Here is a 15587-nt window from a genome sequence, read left to right on the forward strand (position 1 = left end):
ATGGCCAGTACATCCCCCGTTGATCAGAATGCGCTCTGGAATGGCCCTGGCGGCCAGATCTGGGTCGCCCAGCAGGCCATCCTCGACGGCCTGTTCCAGCCCATGGCCGACCTGCTGGTGGCCGAGCTTCCGCAAACCGTCACGCAACTGCTCGATATCGGCTGTGGCACCGGCGCCAGCCTGCTGGCATCAGCCGCCGCTCGCCCGGCGACACACAGCACCGGCCTGGACATCTCCGCGCCGATGCTGGCACTGGCCCGCCAGCGCGCCGAGGCGGCCGGACTGGACGCGGACTTCATCGTGGCCGATGCGCAGCAGCATCCGCTGCCCTCCGCGCACTTCGACTGGATCCAGTCGCGGCTGGGTGTGATGTTCTTCGAAGATACCGAGGCCGCCTTCGCCAACCTGCATCGTGCTGCAACGCCAGGCGCTGGGCTGCGTTTCATCGCCTGGCGCAGTGCCGACGAGAACCCGTTCATGACCACGGCCGAACGCGCGATCGGCGATGCACTTGAGCTTCCGCCGCGGGTGCCAGGAGCACCCGGCCAGTTCGCCTTTGCCGATGGCCAGCGCGTGCAGCGTCTGTTGCAGGCCGCCGGCTGGAAGGATGTGGAGTTGGTCGCGGTAGACCTGCCCTGCTCGATCGCCCGCGATGAACTGCCGACCTATGTCGGCCAGCTGGGCCCGTTGGGCTTGGCGCTGCGGAACCTGCCCGAAGACCGCGCCGACGCACTTCGAAACAAGGCGCTGGCCGCGTTCGCGCCCTTCATCGAAGGCGACCGTGTGCGCGTCGATGCCGCCTGTTGGCTGGTCCGCGCCCGCGCCTGATACAAAAAAGGGGACGGAGGGGATTAAGTCGTTTCCGGCACAGCCGGGGCAAGAACGACTTAATCCCCTCCGTCCCCTTTTTCCTACTACAGCGCCTCGCCGGCGTCCGCCAGGCGCGATTCAATCAGCGCATACCACTGCTGCAGCACGTCGATCAGCATGTCCAGCTCGGCGTCGGTGCGCTGCGCGCGCCCACTGCGCAGGCAGGCCTGGGCTTCCTGCAGCTGGGCCAGGAAGCCGGCCACGGTGTCTGCCTGCAGGATCAATCCCGGCAGTCGCCGCCCGGGAATGCGCACCACCGCATGATTGCCGAGCTGGCCGTACACACTCAGTGTGGTTTCCGTCTTCATGGAAAGAGGCAGGAATTGGGCGTTCATCGCGTGCACCATGGAAAACCTGAGCCGCCGGCAGGCGTGGACAACGGGGGAGACGTGGCCACGTCCTGCCGGCGGTCAGGGGGGACTCGGGATGCCGGGGACTTGCCCCGGCGCAGGATTCTCAGCGTGGCTGCGCCACACCCGCGATCTGCACGCGCCGGTTCGGCGCCAGGCAGGCGATCAGCTCGCGACGGTTGCGCTGCTCGCACTGCACGATCGGCTCGGCCGCGCCGCGTCCTTCGGCACTGATGCTGGCTGCAGGCACGCCGCCCTGCACCAGCGCGCTGCGCACGGCCTCGGCACGTCGCTGCGACAGGGCCTGGTTGTAACTGGCACTGCCGATACGGTCGGTATACCCGGTCACCCGGATTGACTGCACCTGACTGGCCTCGCGCACCTGCGCCAGTACGCCCTGCACGGCCTGCTGGCCTTCGGCACTGAGCACCGCGCTGTCGAAACCGAACAGCGCATCGGCGGACAGGCGCAACGGCTGCTCCGGCAACGGCGCCGGTGCAGGCGGGGCCGGCGGCCGCGGCGGGTCCAGCACCGCCGCACATGATTCAGGCTTCCAGTAGCCGCCCTGGGCAATGCCCTTGCTGTCGAAGCGGACCTGGAACTGGCAGGTGAAGTATTCGGCCCCCTGTGCGGTGCGGAAGTTGAACAGGTAGTTCCACTCGCGCACGCCCCACATGCCCTCGTTGAAATGCGGCGTGCCCAGCAGCGTATACAGCTGGCGCTTGCTCATGCCCGGCGCGAAGCGGCGCAGGTCGGCGACGTCGGGATAGATGCCTTCCTTCAACGAGGCCTTCGAGGCCTCCGGGAACTGCACGGCGGTGGTTTCGGCAGGACCTTCGGCGGCCGGCGCATGGCTGCGGCAGGCGGCCAGCAGGCCCATTCCCAGGACCAGGCCCAGCACTGCGGCCATCTGGCCGGTGCGGGCGATGCGATGCTGTTTCATGTCATTCCCCCTTTGGACGTTTCCGCGATGCCGGGCCGCGCGTGCGGCCCGGCGGCGGGGATCACCACTGGATGCCGGCACCGACGGCCACACCGGCCTCGCCACGGCTGTTGGTGGAGCCGCTGAACTTGTAGATCCAGCGCCCTCCTTCGGAGACACCGGAGATGCCGACCGCAACGCCGGATTCGCCGTTGTAGCTGCCGGCGGCGACCGAGGCCATGCTGCGGCCCGCTTCGCTGGGCTGCGGCAGTGCTGCGGTGGCCATTGCCGAGGCGATACCGGCCGAGGCGCGGTTGTCGGTCTTGCGCAGGTCGCGCTCGAAGCCACCCATGCGCTCGTCGGTGTAGGCCTTCGACCAGTCCAGGGTCTGCGCCATGCCCGACTTCAGCTGGTCGACGTTGACTGCGTCGGTACCGGCGGTGCCGGCGGCGACGTTACGCACCGTGGTCGGGCCGCTGTTGGTGCTGCCCAGCGTGACACTGTTGTAGTTGGTCGCGCCGTTCACCGTGGTGTCGTAACGGATCGTGCCCTGCTGCGAGGCCTGCAGCTGGCGTACGTTGACCGCGTCGGTCGCCTGCGAACCGTCGGCCACGTTGACCACCTGGCGTTCGGCACCGGCGGCACCCACTGAGACCGTGTTGGCCCGGTTCGCCACCGAACCCGCACCCAGCGCCACCGAGTTGTCGGCCTGCGCCTGCGAGCCATTGCCCAGCGCGGTCGAGTTGGCACCGGCGGCGGTGGAGCCAGCGCCACCTGCGGCCGAATTGGCACCGCTGGCGGACGGATCGGCCAGGTTGTTGGTGTTGTTGGCGCGGAAGCTGCCGGCCACGTTGGTGATGTTCTGGATCTTCTGGTCGGTGTACTTCTTCGATTCGTCGATGGCGTAGTTCACGCCGTTCTTCAGCTGGCCGACATTGGTTGCGTCGTACGTATCGGAACCGTCGGCGACATGGGTGATCTTGCGCTCGCTTCCGGTGCTGCCGACCGAAACCTCACCGGCCGAGTTGCTGGCGCCGGTCTGGCCATAGGCGCCGGTGTAGCCGCTCTGCGCACCGACGCTGGCCACCGACCCGGCACCCAGGGCGACGCTGTTGCCGGCACTGGCGCTGGCACCGTTGCCGACCGCCACGCTGTTGGCACCGGCCGCACTGGCCTGCGGGCCGACCGCCACCGCTTCCGCGCCGGCAGCCGTTGCAGGCGCTGCGGTCGAGTTCACTGCCAGGTAGGCACTGCCACCGCTGCTGTTGGTGATGCGTTGGTTGAGGACCTTCAGCGAGCCGTCCACCGCAGTGAAGGCGGCGGTGACATTGTTGTAGTCGCCGCTGGTAAAGGTGCCGTCGGTGGCGATGCTGGAGATGCTGAACTTCGGCGCGGTCCACAGGTTGGTGGTGCCGTTGTACGCGGTGGTGCCACCGAAGTAGTTGGCGATGGTGCTGTTCGTGCTGAACAGCTGGTCGCCGGTGATGGCATCACTGCTGCCGGCCAGGATGCTGCCGGCGGCGACGTTGGTGATCTTCACCGCGGCGGTGCCGGTACCCGTCAGCGTCACGCTGTTGAGCACGTTGCCACTGCCATCGACGTCGTACTTCACGGCCAGCTTGTCGATCTCATCGGTCTGGTCGGCGACGTTGGCCAGCGAGTTGCTGACCGCGTCGAAGGCGGTGCCGACATCGTTGTAGCTGCCCTTGGTCACGGTGCCGTTGGCGGCGACGTTGTTGATCGAGTAGGTCGGTGCGGTCAGCACGCCGCTGGCGTTGACCGCTGCGCCACCACCGAGGTGGGTGGCCACGGCCTGGTTGGCCGCAAACAGCTGGGCACCGTTGATGGCCTCGCTGCTGGTGGCACTGACCTGGCCCGGGCCGAGATTACGCAGCGTGGTTGCGGTGCCGCTCTGGCCGAGCGTGGCACTGGCGTAGTTGACGCTGCCGTCGCCATTGAGGTCATAGCGCAGTGCCCCCTGTTCCGACGCCTGCAGCTGGCCGACATTGACCGCATCGGTCGCTGCGGTACCCGCAGCCAGGTTGGTGACCTGACGCTCAGCACCGGCGGCACCGATGGACACGCTGTTGGCACGGTCAGCCAGGCTGCCGGCACCCACCGCGATGCTGTTGGCGGCGGTGGCGCGGGCGTTGGTACCGACCGCGATCGAGTCGGCGCCGCTGGCCAGTGCCTCGGTACCGGTCGAGTTCACCCGCAGGTACTTGGTGCCACCGTTGCGGATGTCGGTGATCTGCGTGTTGAGGTTGACCAGCGAACCATCGACCGCGGCGAAGGCATCGGTGGCGTTCTCATACAGACCCTTGGCGATCGCACCGCCGGTGGAGATGGTGCTGATCTCGAACAGTGGTGCGGTGAATGCACCGCTGGCCGGATCGAAGGCTGCGCGACCGCCGAAGAAGCTGGCGATGGCCGCATTGGTCGCCGCCAACTGGCCGCCATTGACCGCTTCCAGGCTGCCTGCGGTGACCGCACCGCCGGCCAGGTTGCCGATGGTGGTAGTGCCGGTGCCCGCACCGAGCGTGACGCGGCGATAGTTCGGATTGCCGGCACCGTCCAGATCGTAGGTCACCGCAGCGGCCGCCACATCATCGATCAGGCTGATGGCACCCTTCAGCTGGGCCACGTTGACCGCATCGGTATTGACACTACCGGCGGCCACGTTGGTGATCTGGCGCTCACCGCCACCGGCGGTACCCACCGACACTTCACCGGCCGAGACCTGCGGCGCAGTGAGGCCATAGGCGCTGTAGCTGGCCTGGGCACCACGCAGCGCGGCCGAGCGGTAGCCCAGTGCAACCGAATTGGCCTGGTTCGAGGTGGCCTCGGCACCGAGCAGGGTCTGCCCGTTGGCCGTGCCCACCGCGCTGTCGCCGACGATCACCGAATGGCCCATGCGTGCGGCGTAGTCCGCGGTCGGCACGCCGGTCGGGTTGCTCGGGTCATTGGTACCTGCACCCGGGAAGGCCACGTTGGCATCGACCTTCGGCAGCTCGTGGCGGGCATTGGCACCGATCACCACTTCCTTCGAACCGTTGGCAAAGGCGCCGTCACCCATCAGCACCTGGTAGTCCTGCGCCGCATTGACTGCCCAGCAGGAGATGTCGGCGAGGACAATATCCAGGCACTTGGCCGCCCATGCCGGCGAATCCTTCGGCAGCAGCAGCCCGAGCAGGCCGCCCGGATTGCCGTTGTTGATGTTGTAGATGTAGCTGTCGGAGGTGACACCACCGATCAGGGTCAGGTGCGAGCTACCGCCGGTGACGGCGCCACCCAGGCCGTTGAGAGTGCTGCCGACCGGCGACAGGTTGACCACGGGCAGGCCCAGCACATTGACCGTCGAGTAGGTCTGCATCACGTTGGCATTGCTGAGCTTGAGGTTGCCGTTGCTCAGGTAGCCGTTGCCGCCAAACAGGCTGGTGGTGGTCGGGCCAATCAGCTGCCCGACGTTGCCAACCAGGCCGCCGGTGCCGATGATCAGGCCCGCGTTCGGATCGGCCGGAGCCGGCGCCTTCGGGCTGGTCGGCGGAATCGCCGAGGGCTTGGTCAGGCCGAGGCCGCTCAGCGTGCCACCGACCAGGCCACCCACGGCACTGCCGAGATTGCCGATGGTGCCATTGAGGTTGCCGTTGAGCAGGTTACCGACGGCGCCGCCGACATTGCCGAGCGTATCGCCCAGCAGGCCACCGAGGCCGCCGGTGCTGCCACCTGTAGCGCCATTGAGTACACCGCCGACGGTGCTGCCCACTGCACCCACTGTATTGTTGAGCGTGCCGCCCACGGCGCCACCCACTGCACCCACCGTGCCAACCGCACCATTGAGTGCGCCGCCGACGGTGCTGCCGACCGAACCGACCGTGCCGTTGAGCGCACCACCGACGGTTCCGCCGACTGCACCCACCGTGCCAGCCGCACCATTGAGTGCCCCGCCGACGGTGCTGCCGGCCGAACCGACCGTGCCGTTGAGCGCACCACCCACAGTTCCGCCGACTGCACCAACCGTGCCAACCGCACCGTTGAGTGCCCCGCCGACGGCGCTGCCGACCGAGCCGACCGTGCCGTTGAGTGCACCACCCACAGTGCCGCCGACTGCACCAACCGTGCCAACGGCGCCATTGAGCGTGCTGCCCACTGCTCCGCCCACCGCACCAACCGTGTTGCCGACGGTGCCATCAAGCACGCCACCCACGGCGCCACCTGCCGCGCCGACAACGCCGCCCACCAGGCCACCCACGCCCAGTGCGTTGTTCTGCGCTGCCACAGTCGCTTGGCCGGCCAGCTTCAGATTGCGGTCGGCCACGACTTCCTGGCCATCGGGCGCCTGCACGCGCACTTTGCCGGCAACACCGGTATCGAAAGCTGCGGTGATCGCACGATCATGGGTCTCGCCCGGCAGCTCCTCCTTTGCCGGCAACGTGACCGCCGCCGTCGCCTTGACCTGCCCCTGACCATCGATCTGGTGGCCCGCCAGCTTCAGCTGCGAATCCACCTTGCCGTCAACGGACGCCTTGAGGCCGGACAGCGAGCCAGCGGATGCGCCAGCAACAGCGGCGGCCGCCTTGGCACCGGTATCGATCGAGGCCGCCTGGGCACCGGCGATGCCAACCCTGGCCTTCGCCTGCGCATCCGCAGCCACACCGAGCGGCGCATGCGCGGACGGCGCAACGTTGGCCGCCAGTGAGGCATCAATCTTCGCCACATTGGACGCTGCGTGCCCCAGCCCGACATTGGCGCGAACATCGGCGGCCAGTGCAGGAACCGCGACCTGCTTCGGCGCGGCGTTCGCCGCCAGCTTCACCTGTACGGTAGCCGGCAGCACGTCGCGCACGATCGGCAGCGAGGTCGTACTCAGCTGCAGGCCCACACGCGCGTCTGCGCTGATCGCCGGACTGCTCTGCGCCTGGCGCGATGCCGCGGCCAGCGCGACTTCTGCGTCGACCTTGACCGGCATCGGCTGCGCGTACTTCGCGGCCAGTGCCTGCAGATCACGCAGCGACTGATTGGATTCGGATGCTCCTGCATGCCCGCTGGCCAGCGCACACAGCAGGGCCAGGGCCAGTGCGGTCGGCATCAGCAGGACACTGCGCGGATCGCGGGCGGCGCTGCCGCCGCTATCGCCGGTGGCCAGTTCCGAGGCCACAACCAGAGCATTGAGCTGGCGGTTCCATACACGCCGGTAGATGCGGTTCATGAGCATTTCCCCCGTAGGCGAACAACTGGAATGTCAGTGGACTTGCCGTTAGGCAGGTGACTGACATTTCAGCGTTTGCAACGGCGGCTGCGCACTTCATTCCGGCACGGCAATCGCGCATTCCGGCAAATCCACGGTCGGAATCGGCAGCCGGTTATGCAGAAGCGGCAACCATATCGGCAAGCGGATATGCAATTCCGGCAGGAACCGCCGGGAAACCCTTATGGGGCCTGGATCAGGCGGGCTGGCCGATCTGCGCGGGTGCGCGCATCAGCGTGTCACGCGGCAGTTCACCAAAGACCTTGCGGTAGTTGTCGGCGAAACGCGACAGGTCCCACAGGCCACAACTGAGGGCGATGGCCTTGACCGAACGGCGGCTGGAATCGGCCATCGACAGGCTGCGGCAGGCTGCGCACAGGCGCAGCATCGACAGGTAACGATTGGGCGACGTACCGAACAGGTCCTCGAACGCGTAGCGCAGCCCACGCTCACTGACACCGGCAGCGTCGCAGATCTCATTCATGTAGATATTGCGGCGCAGGTTGAGGCGCATGAAGTTTTCCGCCCGCTGTGCGATCAGATAATGCGTGCGCCGCGCACGGCTGCAACCCGGGCGTTCGGCGGAACCCGCACCCAGCAGTGCCTGCACGTGTTCGTGCAGCAGCCGCTCGGTTTCTTCCGGCTGCAGGCCCGTGCCCTGGCCCAGCTGCAGGTGCAGCTGCTGGTAATGCTGTGCCAGCGGGGCGGCCTCGCTGGCGAGATTGAACAGTGAAAGCGCCTGTCCGGCCGGCGGCGTGCTGCGTAGGCTCAATTCGGTCAGCTTGCGTTGCACCCGTGCCACCGGCACCAGCATCAGGGTCATGTGCGTGCCCGGGCTCAGGGTGAACTCGCTGATGCCCTCGGGCATCACGGTCAGCGCCATCCCAGGGGCAAGCGGTACGCCATGGCACCAGCTCAGGGTTTCATCGGTCGCATGCAGATACCCCAGCATCGCCCAGTCCGGGGGCAGCATGAAACGTCCACGGCAATGGAATCCACAGCTGATGCTGCAGAACAACGCCTCCTCGTGCACGCGTGACGCGAAGGCCGCCCGCGGCCCATTGCCATCGAGCAGAAGCAGTTCGACATCACAAACACGAAGCACGCCGCTCAGCGTCGCCAGGTCGATCGACCGCAGGCCGCTGTCGTCGCTGTCTCCTACCCCACCATCGACCATGACAGTGTCGTCCCCCCGATTATCCGCCGTGCGATGCGGCCCCCACTGCCTGACAGGGCGCGCACCTCTCATGGAATCTCTTCCATCACCGGGATGCGCGCCGCCAAGGTGCGCACCCCAAAAGAAACGCGAGTACTTGAATGCGAGTATGCCCGATAATTCAACGGGGTAAACATCTGCACCGCGTTGAACAAGATGGATACAGAGGTGAAAATCAGATTGTCGCGTTTGGCACAGTTTTCGCATGCGACCTGAAGCCTGCCTCACATTATCTGCACGTCGATGAATCGTTGTGCGGGCGAACGGATTTCCGTCACAGAACCCGGCTTTGAAATTAAGGACCAATGGGATTCTGCCGAATTTGCATATAGGTTCCGGTTGCAGCCGGCCGCCATTCAGGCAAAGTCGATAACACGGTGATCCGGTCTTTGATAATGACCGCACCCGGGGGGACAGCATGACCATGCACGTATCGCTCGACACGTCGACCACCGGCCCCGCGCCGCGCGGTCGCGGTTGCGCGAACGGCGTCCCGCCTGGAAACGATCACCCTGCTTGAGCACAGCGGGTCCATCCCGCCGTGCCTCCTCCGCCAGGACGTGTGGAGGTCCACGGACGATCCCGGCGGAGCCGGGCCACCGCCCAACAGGTGTCCTGTAGCAGACAGGTAGAGGGAGACAAACGTCATGAACGCATCGATCCGCAAGTTCCTGAAGGAAGAAGATGGCGTCACCGCACTCGAGTACGGCCTGCTGGCGGCTGTGATTGCGGGTGTCCTGATCGCACTGGGCAGCACGCAGATCAAGGATTTCTTCGAAACGCTCTTTGAGAATCTCACCAAGCTTGCCGACAAGGCATCGGGCAACACGCCGGCCTGAGCCGCGTCCCAGGCTGATCAGGGACAGCAACTGCTGAGCGTCCACTGACGGACAATGGAGGGTGCGATGACACTGCTGGGATTGCTGGCCATCGGTGTGTGCCTGCGGATCGCGATCAGCGATCTGTACGCCCGTCGGGTGCCCAACGCCTGGCTGCTGTCCGCATGCGCGATCACCGTTGTCGTGCTCATCGCCGGACAGTTCAACGCGCCGCGCCTGCCGTGGGCTTCCCACGTTGCCGGCGCGGCGCTCGGCCTGGTCGCATTGCTGCCTTTCCATGCAGTGCGTTGGATGGGCGCCGGTGATGTCAAGTTCTTTTCGGTACTGGGATTGATGCTGGGCTGGCAGGCACTACTGCCGATCTGGATCGCGGCCAGCCTGGCAGCGGGCGCACATGCCGCACTGGTGCTGGTATCGCGACGGTTGGGTCCAGTACTGCCCATCGGCCTTCAAGCCCATATGCATCGGGCAAGTTCGCAATGGCATTCGCACCCGGCGCTGCGCGGGATGCAGAGCGCCCGCCAGGGACGCCAAGGCATTCCCTACGCCGCCTACCTGGCGGTATCCGCCATCGCCTGGGTCCTGATCAGCACGTACGGAGGTGTGGCATGAACATCCACAACCGACGCCGGCAACGTGGCGCGGCCAGCATCGAGTTCGCGCTGATGTTGATGCTGGGCCTGCTGCCGCTGCTGCTGTTCACGTTCTCCGGCGTAATGATCATGGCGGCCCAGCAGACGTTGGCAACCGCCTCGGCCGAGGGTGCACGTGCATCGCTGCGCTATGGCAGCGCCAACGAACGCCGTACTGCCGCCTGCGTTGCGGCGCGTAGTTCGATGCAGTGGCTGCTGAACTTCTCGGGTCAGCCGGTCGACTGCAGCAATGGCGGAAACAACGCCATTCTGGTCTCCGCGCAGGCCCCCTGCGCCGGACTGGCCAGCGCCCAGTGCATGACCGTGACGGTCAGCTACGACTACGCAAGCCATCCCTTCCTGCCCGGCACCGCCACGCTTTACAAGTGGGTGATGCGGGCTCCCATCCGCAGCGTCGCGGTCGCTCAGCTCGACCTCGGCAGCGGCAACTGACGTTCGGTACAGGAGACGGTTCCATGCTCAAGTTGACCCGCATTGCTGCCGTCGCCCTGATCGGGCTGGCCGTGCTGCTGGCGGTGATCGCCTTGATGATCGGGCGCAAGCCGGCCGCACCGGCCACGGTTGCCCCGATGACGCAGAGCGAAGCCCAGGCGATCACCGTGGTGGAAGCGGTGGCGCGACTGCCGGCCGGCGAACCGATCTCTGCCAACGGACTGCGTCTCGCACAGCGCAGCGCCCCGGTTTCCGGTGCCGCCACCAGCATTTCCGCCGTGGTCGGAAAGGTGCCGGTGCAGGACATCGCCGAAGGCACGGCGATCAGCAGCAACGCACTCGCACAGGGATTCTCGCTGCAGCTGCGCCCCGGGGAACGCGCACTGGCGGTCCCGGTCGACGAGCTGGTGGGGGCCGGCAACCGCATCCTGCCCGGTGATTTCGTCGACGTGTTCCTCAACCTGCGCAATGCCCAATCCACTGCCGGCGGCCCGGCCGACGCAGCACAGACGCGCCTGCTGCTGTCGCGCCTGCGCGTGCTCAGCTATGGCCAGCAGGACATCGCCCCGGCCAACCATGACGCTGTTGCCAGCAACGAGGCCGATGGCCGCAACGATCCACGCGCCGCCGACATCACCGGAAGCAGCAGCACCCAGAGCACGGGCAGCGGGACCGCCCAGCCGGCACGCAGCGCGGTACTGGCGGTGCCGGTGGCCGATGCCAACCGGCTGCTGCTGGGTGCACAGCAGGGCAAGCTGTTCCTCGCCCTGCGCAACCCTGCCGATTCCGGCCAGCCCGATCTGGCGCTGTTCCCGCAGGCACGCGGGGTGATTGATCCACTGCGTGGCCTGGATGCGGAACAGCAGCTTGCGCTGCAGCGGCCAGAGAATCACGCCTTCGCCGGCATCGACGGCGATGCATTGGCCGGCCGCAGCAACGCAACCGCGCGCAGCACCCAGGATGCCCCGGCACGCGTGCCCGCACCACGGCGCAGCGCCCCACGCGCACCGGGCATCGAAATCATCCGAGGTGAGAGCTCCGCCCCCCGTGGTTCCCTTTGACCTGCATCGAGCGCATCCATGACCGAACGTCGCCGCAGTCCACGCCCTTCCCCCCGCCAGCGCTGGCTGGCCCTGCTGCTGGTGCTGCTGGCACCGGCGACAAGCGTGGCCGCCGACGACCTGGTGCTGCAGGCGCGTGAGCAGCGCCCCTGGACCCTGCCGGGTGATCTGGAGCGGGTCGCCATTGCCGATCCGGGCGTGGCCGATATCGTGATGCTGCGCGGCCAGCGCCAGGCCCTGCTGGTCGGCAAGGCGCCGGGCACCACCACGCTCCTGCTCTGGCACCGCAAGCAGACCGAACCACAGCGCCTGCAGGTGCGGGTACAAAGTGCGGTGCAGGGTGCCGCCGACGCCGGCGCGAACGGGTTGGTATTCACCCAGCAGGACAATCAGGGCCTGCTGCAGGGAAGCACCGAGAGCGTGCTGTCACACATGCAGGAGCAGAAGACTGCCGCCATGGCCCTGGGCAAGGATGGCCTGCTTGCCGACGCATCCACGGTGAGCAGCGGCGGCGTGGTCCAGGTCGAGGTCAAGGTGGTCGAGTTCAACAAGACCGCACTGAAGCAGATCGGCATCAGCTTCCAGAACCGCAATGGCAACTTCGCCTACGGCTTCGCCCGCCCGGGCGGCCAGCTGCCGGGCAATACCGGCATCCTGCCCGGCATGAAGGAAGGCAACTCCGGCAACGAAGCCGAATCGCCCATTTCTTCGGCCTTCCGCCTGGTGTTCGGCTCGACCAAGGGCCTGTGGAATGCCGACGTCGACCTGCTGCAGAGCAATGGCATGGCGCGTGTGCTGGCCGAGCCGACACTGGTCGCGCTGTCCGGGCAGAGCGCCAGTTTCCTGGCCGGCGGCGAGCTGCCGATCCTGGAACCGCAGGGACTGGGCACCACCACCATCACCTACAAGCCCTTCGGCATCGGCCTGACCGTGACACCGACGGTACTGGCACCGAACCGCATCGCCCTGAAAGTCGCACCGGAAGCCAGCGACCTGGACTACAGCAACGCCATCGCGCTCAACGGCGTGCAGATTCCCTCCATCACCACCCGCCGCGCCGACACCACGGTCGAACTGGGCGATGGCGAGAGCTTCGTGATCGGTGGCCTGGTCAGTTCCAACGTGGTTTCCAGCGTCGGCAAGATCCCGCTGCTGGGTGACCTGCCGATCATCGGCTCGTTCTTCCGCAACTTCGACTACAAGCGCCAGGACAAGGAACTGGTGATCATCGTCACGCCACGCCTGGTGAAGCCGCTGGCACGCAACACCGAGCTGCCGCTGCCCGGCGACCGCGAGGCCAAGCCGCACATGCCCGAATGGGGCGCCTGGCTGCTGGGTCCTATCAGCCAGGACCCGGTGCCCGGCTTCTCACGCTGATTCCATGATGCCTGCGATACCACGCCCATGCCCTACGCCACTGCCCAGCCGCTGCATCCGCAAGGACCGCCGATGAACCTGGTCCTGTACGGAATGGATCGCGAACTGCTGCCCCGGCTGGCGGCGAAACTGCCGCCAACCACCACCCTGCACTGGCAGGACAGCAGCACGCCGACCTCCGCCCAGGACCTGCAACGCGGGCCGCAGAGCCTTGTCCTGCTCGACTTCCGCCCGGAACATGCGGCCGCCTCCAGCGTGCTGGCGCAGCAACTGCAGCAGACCGAGCCGGATCTGGCATTGGTTGCAGTCGGTGCCACCAGTGCCGGCCAGGTGGAAGGCGTTGTCATCGCATTGCGGGCGGGCCTGCGTGATGTGCTGGACCTGGACAGCGACAACGTCGGCATCGAGGCCGCGCTGCGTCGCGCCCTGTCACCACGACCGGCTGCCGCCGCGCAGCAGGCGCACAAGGCCCGCCTGATCGTCCTGCTGGGCGTGCGCGCCGGGGTCGGCACCAGTACGCTGGCCGCGCATCTTTCGGTGCTGGCACAGCAGACCCGTGCACTGGCACAGGGCGAGGCACTGCAGCAGGATGGCCTGCTGATGGAGCTGGCCCAGCCTTCGGGCGACCTCGCCCTGTACCTCAACCTGGACAGCCGCTTCCACTACGAAGACGCGCTGCGCAACGCCAGTCGCATCGACGCCACCCTCGCCCGTACGGCCATGGCCCGTCACGATTCCGGACTGGTGCTGCTGGACCGCGCCAGCGGCAGCGATGCGATACCGCCGTCCGATCCGGGTGCGCTGCTGCAGCGCCTGCGCACCGTGTTCGCCAGCGTGCTGTGTGATGCCGGTGGCTGCCCGCTGCGTCAGCTGCCGCCGCTGCTGCTGGACCAGGCCGACGAGATCTGGCTGGTCACCGATGCCTCCATTGCCACACTGGTGTCGCTCGACCAGGCACTGAAGCATCTTGCCGGCCAGCGCGAACGCGAGAAGCGCCTGCAGCTGGTGATCAACCGCCACGATGACAGCAGCGGCATGAGCCCGGAGCAGATCGCGCGCCGCTTCGAGGTTCCCCTGCTGGCCACGCTTCCCGAACGACCGCGCGTGCGCCTGGCTGCCAGCCAGGGCCACCTGCTGCTGCAGGATGCGCCGCGCGACCCCTACCTGCGTGCCCTCGCCCCGCTGGTTTCGCGCCTGGATCCGGCTGCCTGCCCGGTCCGGGCGCAGGGCCTGCGGGAAAGACTCTCCCTTGCCCTGGGTGGATCGCAATGGAAGACAAGGTAACCCCGTTCCCGCATGCCGTTGCCCGGCCGGTGCTGCCCGAAAGCTCGCCGGGCCATCAGCCGTTCGCGCAGACCGAGCAGTACCAGAAGGTGCTGTCGGCCGCGCATGAGCACCTGCTCAACAGCATCGAGGACGAGCGAATCGACATCGATTCCTGGGCCCCCGACACCATCGCCCGCTGGGTGCAGGTGCAGACGGTGGGCTTCATCCAGGAGTGGCGCATCCCGATCAACGAAGAGGAGATGCAGGTGGTCGCCGACGGCCTGGTCAAGGAGCTGACCGGCTTCGGCCCGCTGGACGACCTGCTGCACGACCCGTCCATCGAAGACATCCTGATCAACGGTTTCAAGGATGTGCACGTGTCCCAGGGCGGCCAGCTCAAGCGGGCCACCCAGCGCTTCACCGATGACACGCATCTGCTGCGCATCCTACGCCGCATCCTCGCCCCGCTTGGGCGCCGCCTGGATGACTCCAATCCGATGGTCGATGCGCGCCTGCCCAACGGCGGCCGTCTCAACGCGATCATCTCGCCACTGGCGGTGGATGGACCGATGGTGTCCATCCGCAAGTTCCGCAAGGACCCGTTCACCCCCGATGAACTGCTGGCCAAGGGCACCTTCGATGCGCCGATGCAGGCCTTGCTGAAGGCGATGGTACTGGGTCGCTGCAACATCCTGGTGTCCGGCGGCACCAGCTCGGGCAAGACCTCGCTGCTGAACGCCCTGGCCAGCTACGTCCCCGCGAACGAGCGCGTGATCACCGTCGAAGACACCGCCGAGCTCTCGCTCAACCACCCGCATGTAGTTCGCCTGGAAAGCCGTATCGGCGGCGCCGAAGGGCACGGTGCGGTCAGCATCCGCGATCTGGTCCGCAACAGCCTGCGCATGCGCCCCGACCGCATCGTCGTCGGCGAGGTGCGCGGTGCCGAGGTGCTGGAAATGCTGCAGGCGATGAACACCGGCCATGACGGCTCAATGGCCACCATCCATGCCAACTCGCCGCGCGACTGCCTGTACCGCATCGAGATGCTGGCCGGGTTCGCCGGGTTCCAGGGCAGCGAGGACAGCCTGCGTCGGCAGATCGCCAGTGCCATCGATTTCATCGTGCAGATCTCGCGCCTGGGCAGCGGCCGGCGCGTGCTGGTCTCGATCACGGAAATCACCGGTGTCAGCGACAACCTGATCACCACCCAGGAAATGTTCCGCCACGAGCTGCAGATCGACGGCAACGGCAAAGAGATCGATCGCTGGGTCGGGCTGGGCTTCCATCCGCACTCGCACAAGCTGGAGCCGTTCCGCCAGCAGCTGCGCGAATCGCTCTACGGAGACTTCTGAG

12 protein-coding genes are annotated in these 15587 nt (G+C 66.9%); 8 read left to right on the top strand and 4 right to left on the bottom strand.

Going from position 1 to position 15587, the window contains the following annotated elements; translation table 11 throughout:
- On the top strand, positions 1-828 hold the full coding sequence (locus tag ACZLHH_RS13395; protein WP_180844364.1) for a class I SAM-dependent methyltransferase: 828 nt from the start codon (positions 1-3) through the stop codon (positions 826-828).
- An 86-nt stretch (positions 829-914) separates the two neighbouring features.
- Here the strand turns inward: ACZLHH_RS13395 and ACZLHH_RS13400 are convergent, their stop codons facing one another.
- From ACZLHH_RS13400 to ACZLHH_RS13415, 4 genes are all read right to left on the bottom strand, one after another.
- Positions 915-1205 carry a DUF6959 family protein gene (locus ACZLHH_RS13400; protein ID WP_019659952.1) on the bottom strand — a complete coding sequence of 97 codons (291 nt, stop codon included), beginning with the start codon at positions 1203-1205 and terminating at the stop codon, positions 915-917.
- 121 nt (positions 1206-1326) lie between these two features.
- The gene (locus tag ACZLHH_RS13405; protein WP_012511335.1) at positions 1327-2163 is read right to left on the bottom strand and encodes an OmpA family protein; all 837 of its coding nucleotides are present in this window, start codon (positions 2161-2163) and stop codon (positions 1327-1329) included.
- A 61-nt stretch (positions 2164-2224) separates the two neighbouring features.
- Positions 2225-7351 carry an ESPR-type extended signal peptide-containing protein gene (locus tag ACZLHH_RS13410; RefSeq protein ID WP_197573198.1) on the bottom strand — a complete coding sequence of 1709 codons (5127 nt, stop codon included), beginning with the start codon at positions 7349-7351 and terminating at the stop codon, positions 2225-2227.
- A 235-nt stretch (positions 7352-7586) separates the two neighbouring features.
- Positions 7587-8567 (bottom strand): AraC family transcriptional regulator, encoded by a 981-nt coding sequence (locus ACZLHH_RS13415; protein ID WP_032128070.1) that lies wholly within the window; start codon positions 8565-8567, stop codon positions 7587-7589.
- Positions 8568-9253: 686 nt separating this feature from the next.
- On the opposite strand from ACZLHH_RS13415, the gene ACZLHH_RS13420 reads away from it, so the two are divergent.
- The 7 genes from ACZLHH_RS13420 (at position 9254) to ACZLHH_RS13450 (ending at position 15586) form a co-directional block, all read left to right on the top strand.
- Positions 9254-9445, top strand: a complete 192-nt coding sequence (locus ACZLHH_RS13420) for a Flp family type IVb pilin (protein ID WP_019337868.1) — start codon at positions 9254-9256, stop codon at positions 9443-9445.
- A gap of 66 nt (positions 9446-9511) precedes the next feature.
- Positions 9512-10057: an A24 family peptidase gene (locus ACZLHH_RS13425; RefSeq protein WP_032128071.1), complete on the top strand. Its 546-nt coding sequence runs from the start codon at positions 9512-9514 to the stop codon at positions 10055-10057.
- Positions 10054-10530, top strand: a complete 477-nt coding sequence (locus ACZLHH_RS13430) for a TadE/TadG family type IV pilus assembly protein (RefSeq protein ID WP_049398481.1) — start codon at positions 10054-10056, stop codon at positions 10528-10530. Before ACZLHH_RS13425 ends, ACZLHH_RS13430 begins: the two co-directional genes overlap by 4 nt.
- A 23-nt stretch (positions 10531-10553) precedes the next feature.
- Complete coding sequence (gene cpaB / locus ACZLHH_RS13435; RefSeq protein WP_180844362.1) at positions 10554-11591, top strand: Flp pilus assembly protein CpaB; 1038 nt, start codon at positions 10554-10556, stop codon at positions 11589-11591.
- 18 nt (positions 11592-11609) lie between these two features.
- Positions 11610-12968 carry a type II and III secretion system protein family protein gene (locus ACZLHH_RS13440; RefSeq protein ID WP_049398479.1) on the top strand — a complete coding sequence of 453 codons (1359 nt, stop codon included), beginning with the start codon at positions 11610-11612 and terminating at the stop codon, positions 12966-12968.
- A 27-nt stretch (positions 12969-12995) separates the two neighbouring features.
- Positions 12996-14252 carry a CpaE/TadZ family protein gene (locus ACZLHH_RS13445; RefSeq protein WP_107432186.1) on the top strand — a complete coding sequence of 419 codons (1257 nt, stop codon included), beginning with the start codon at positions 12996-12998 and terminating at the stop codon, positions 14250-14252.
- The gene (locus ACZLHH_RS13450) at positions 14237-15586 is read left to right on the top strand and encodes a TadA family conjugal transfer-associated ATPase (RefSeq protein WP_049398477.1); all 1350 of its coding nucleotides are present in this window, start codon (positions 14237-14239) and stop codon (positions 15584-15586) included. The genes ACZLHH_RS13445 and ACZLHH_RS13450 overlap by 16 nt, the downstream gene beginning before the upstream one ends.
- The last annotated feature ends 1 nt before the right edge of the window (position 15587 follow it).

The sequence above is a fragment of the Stenotrophomonas sp. 28608_Sma genome (genome assembly GCF_056486185.1).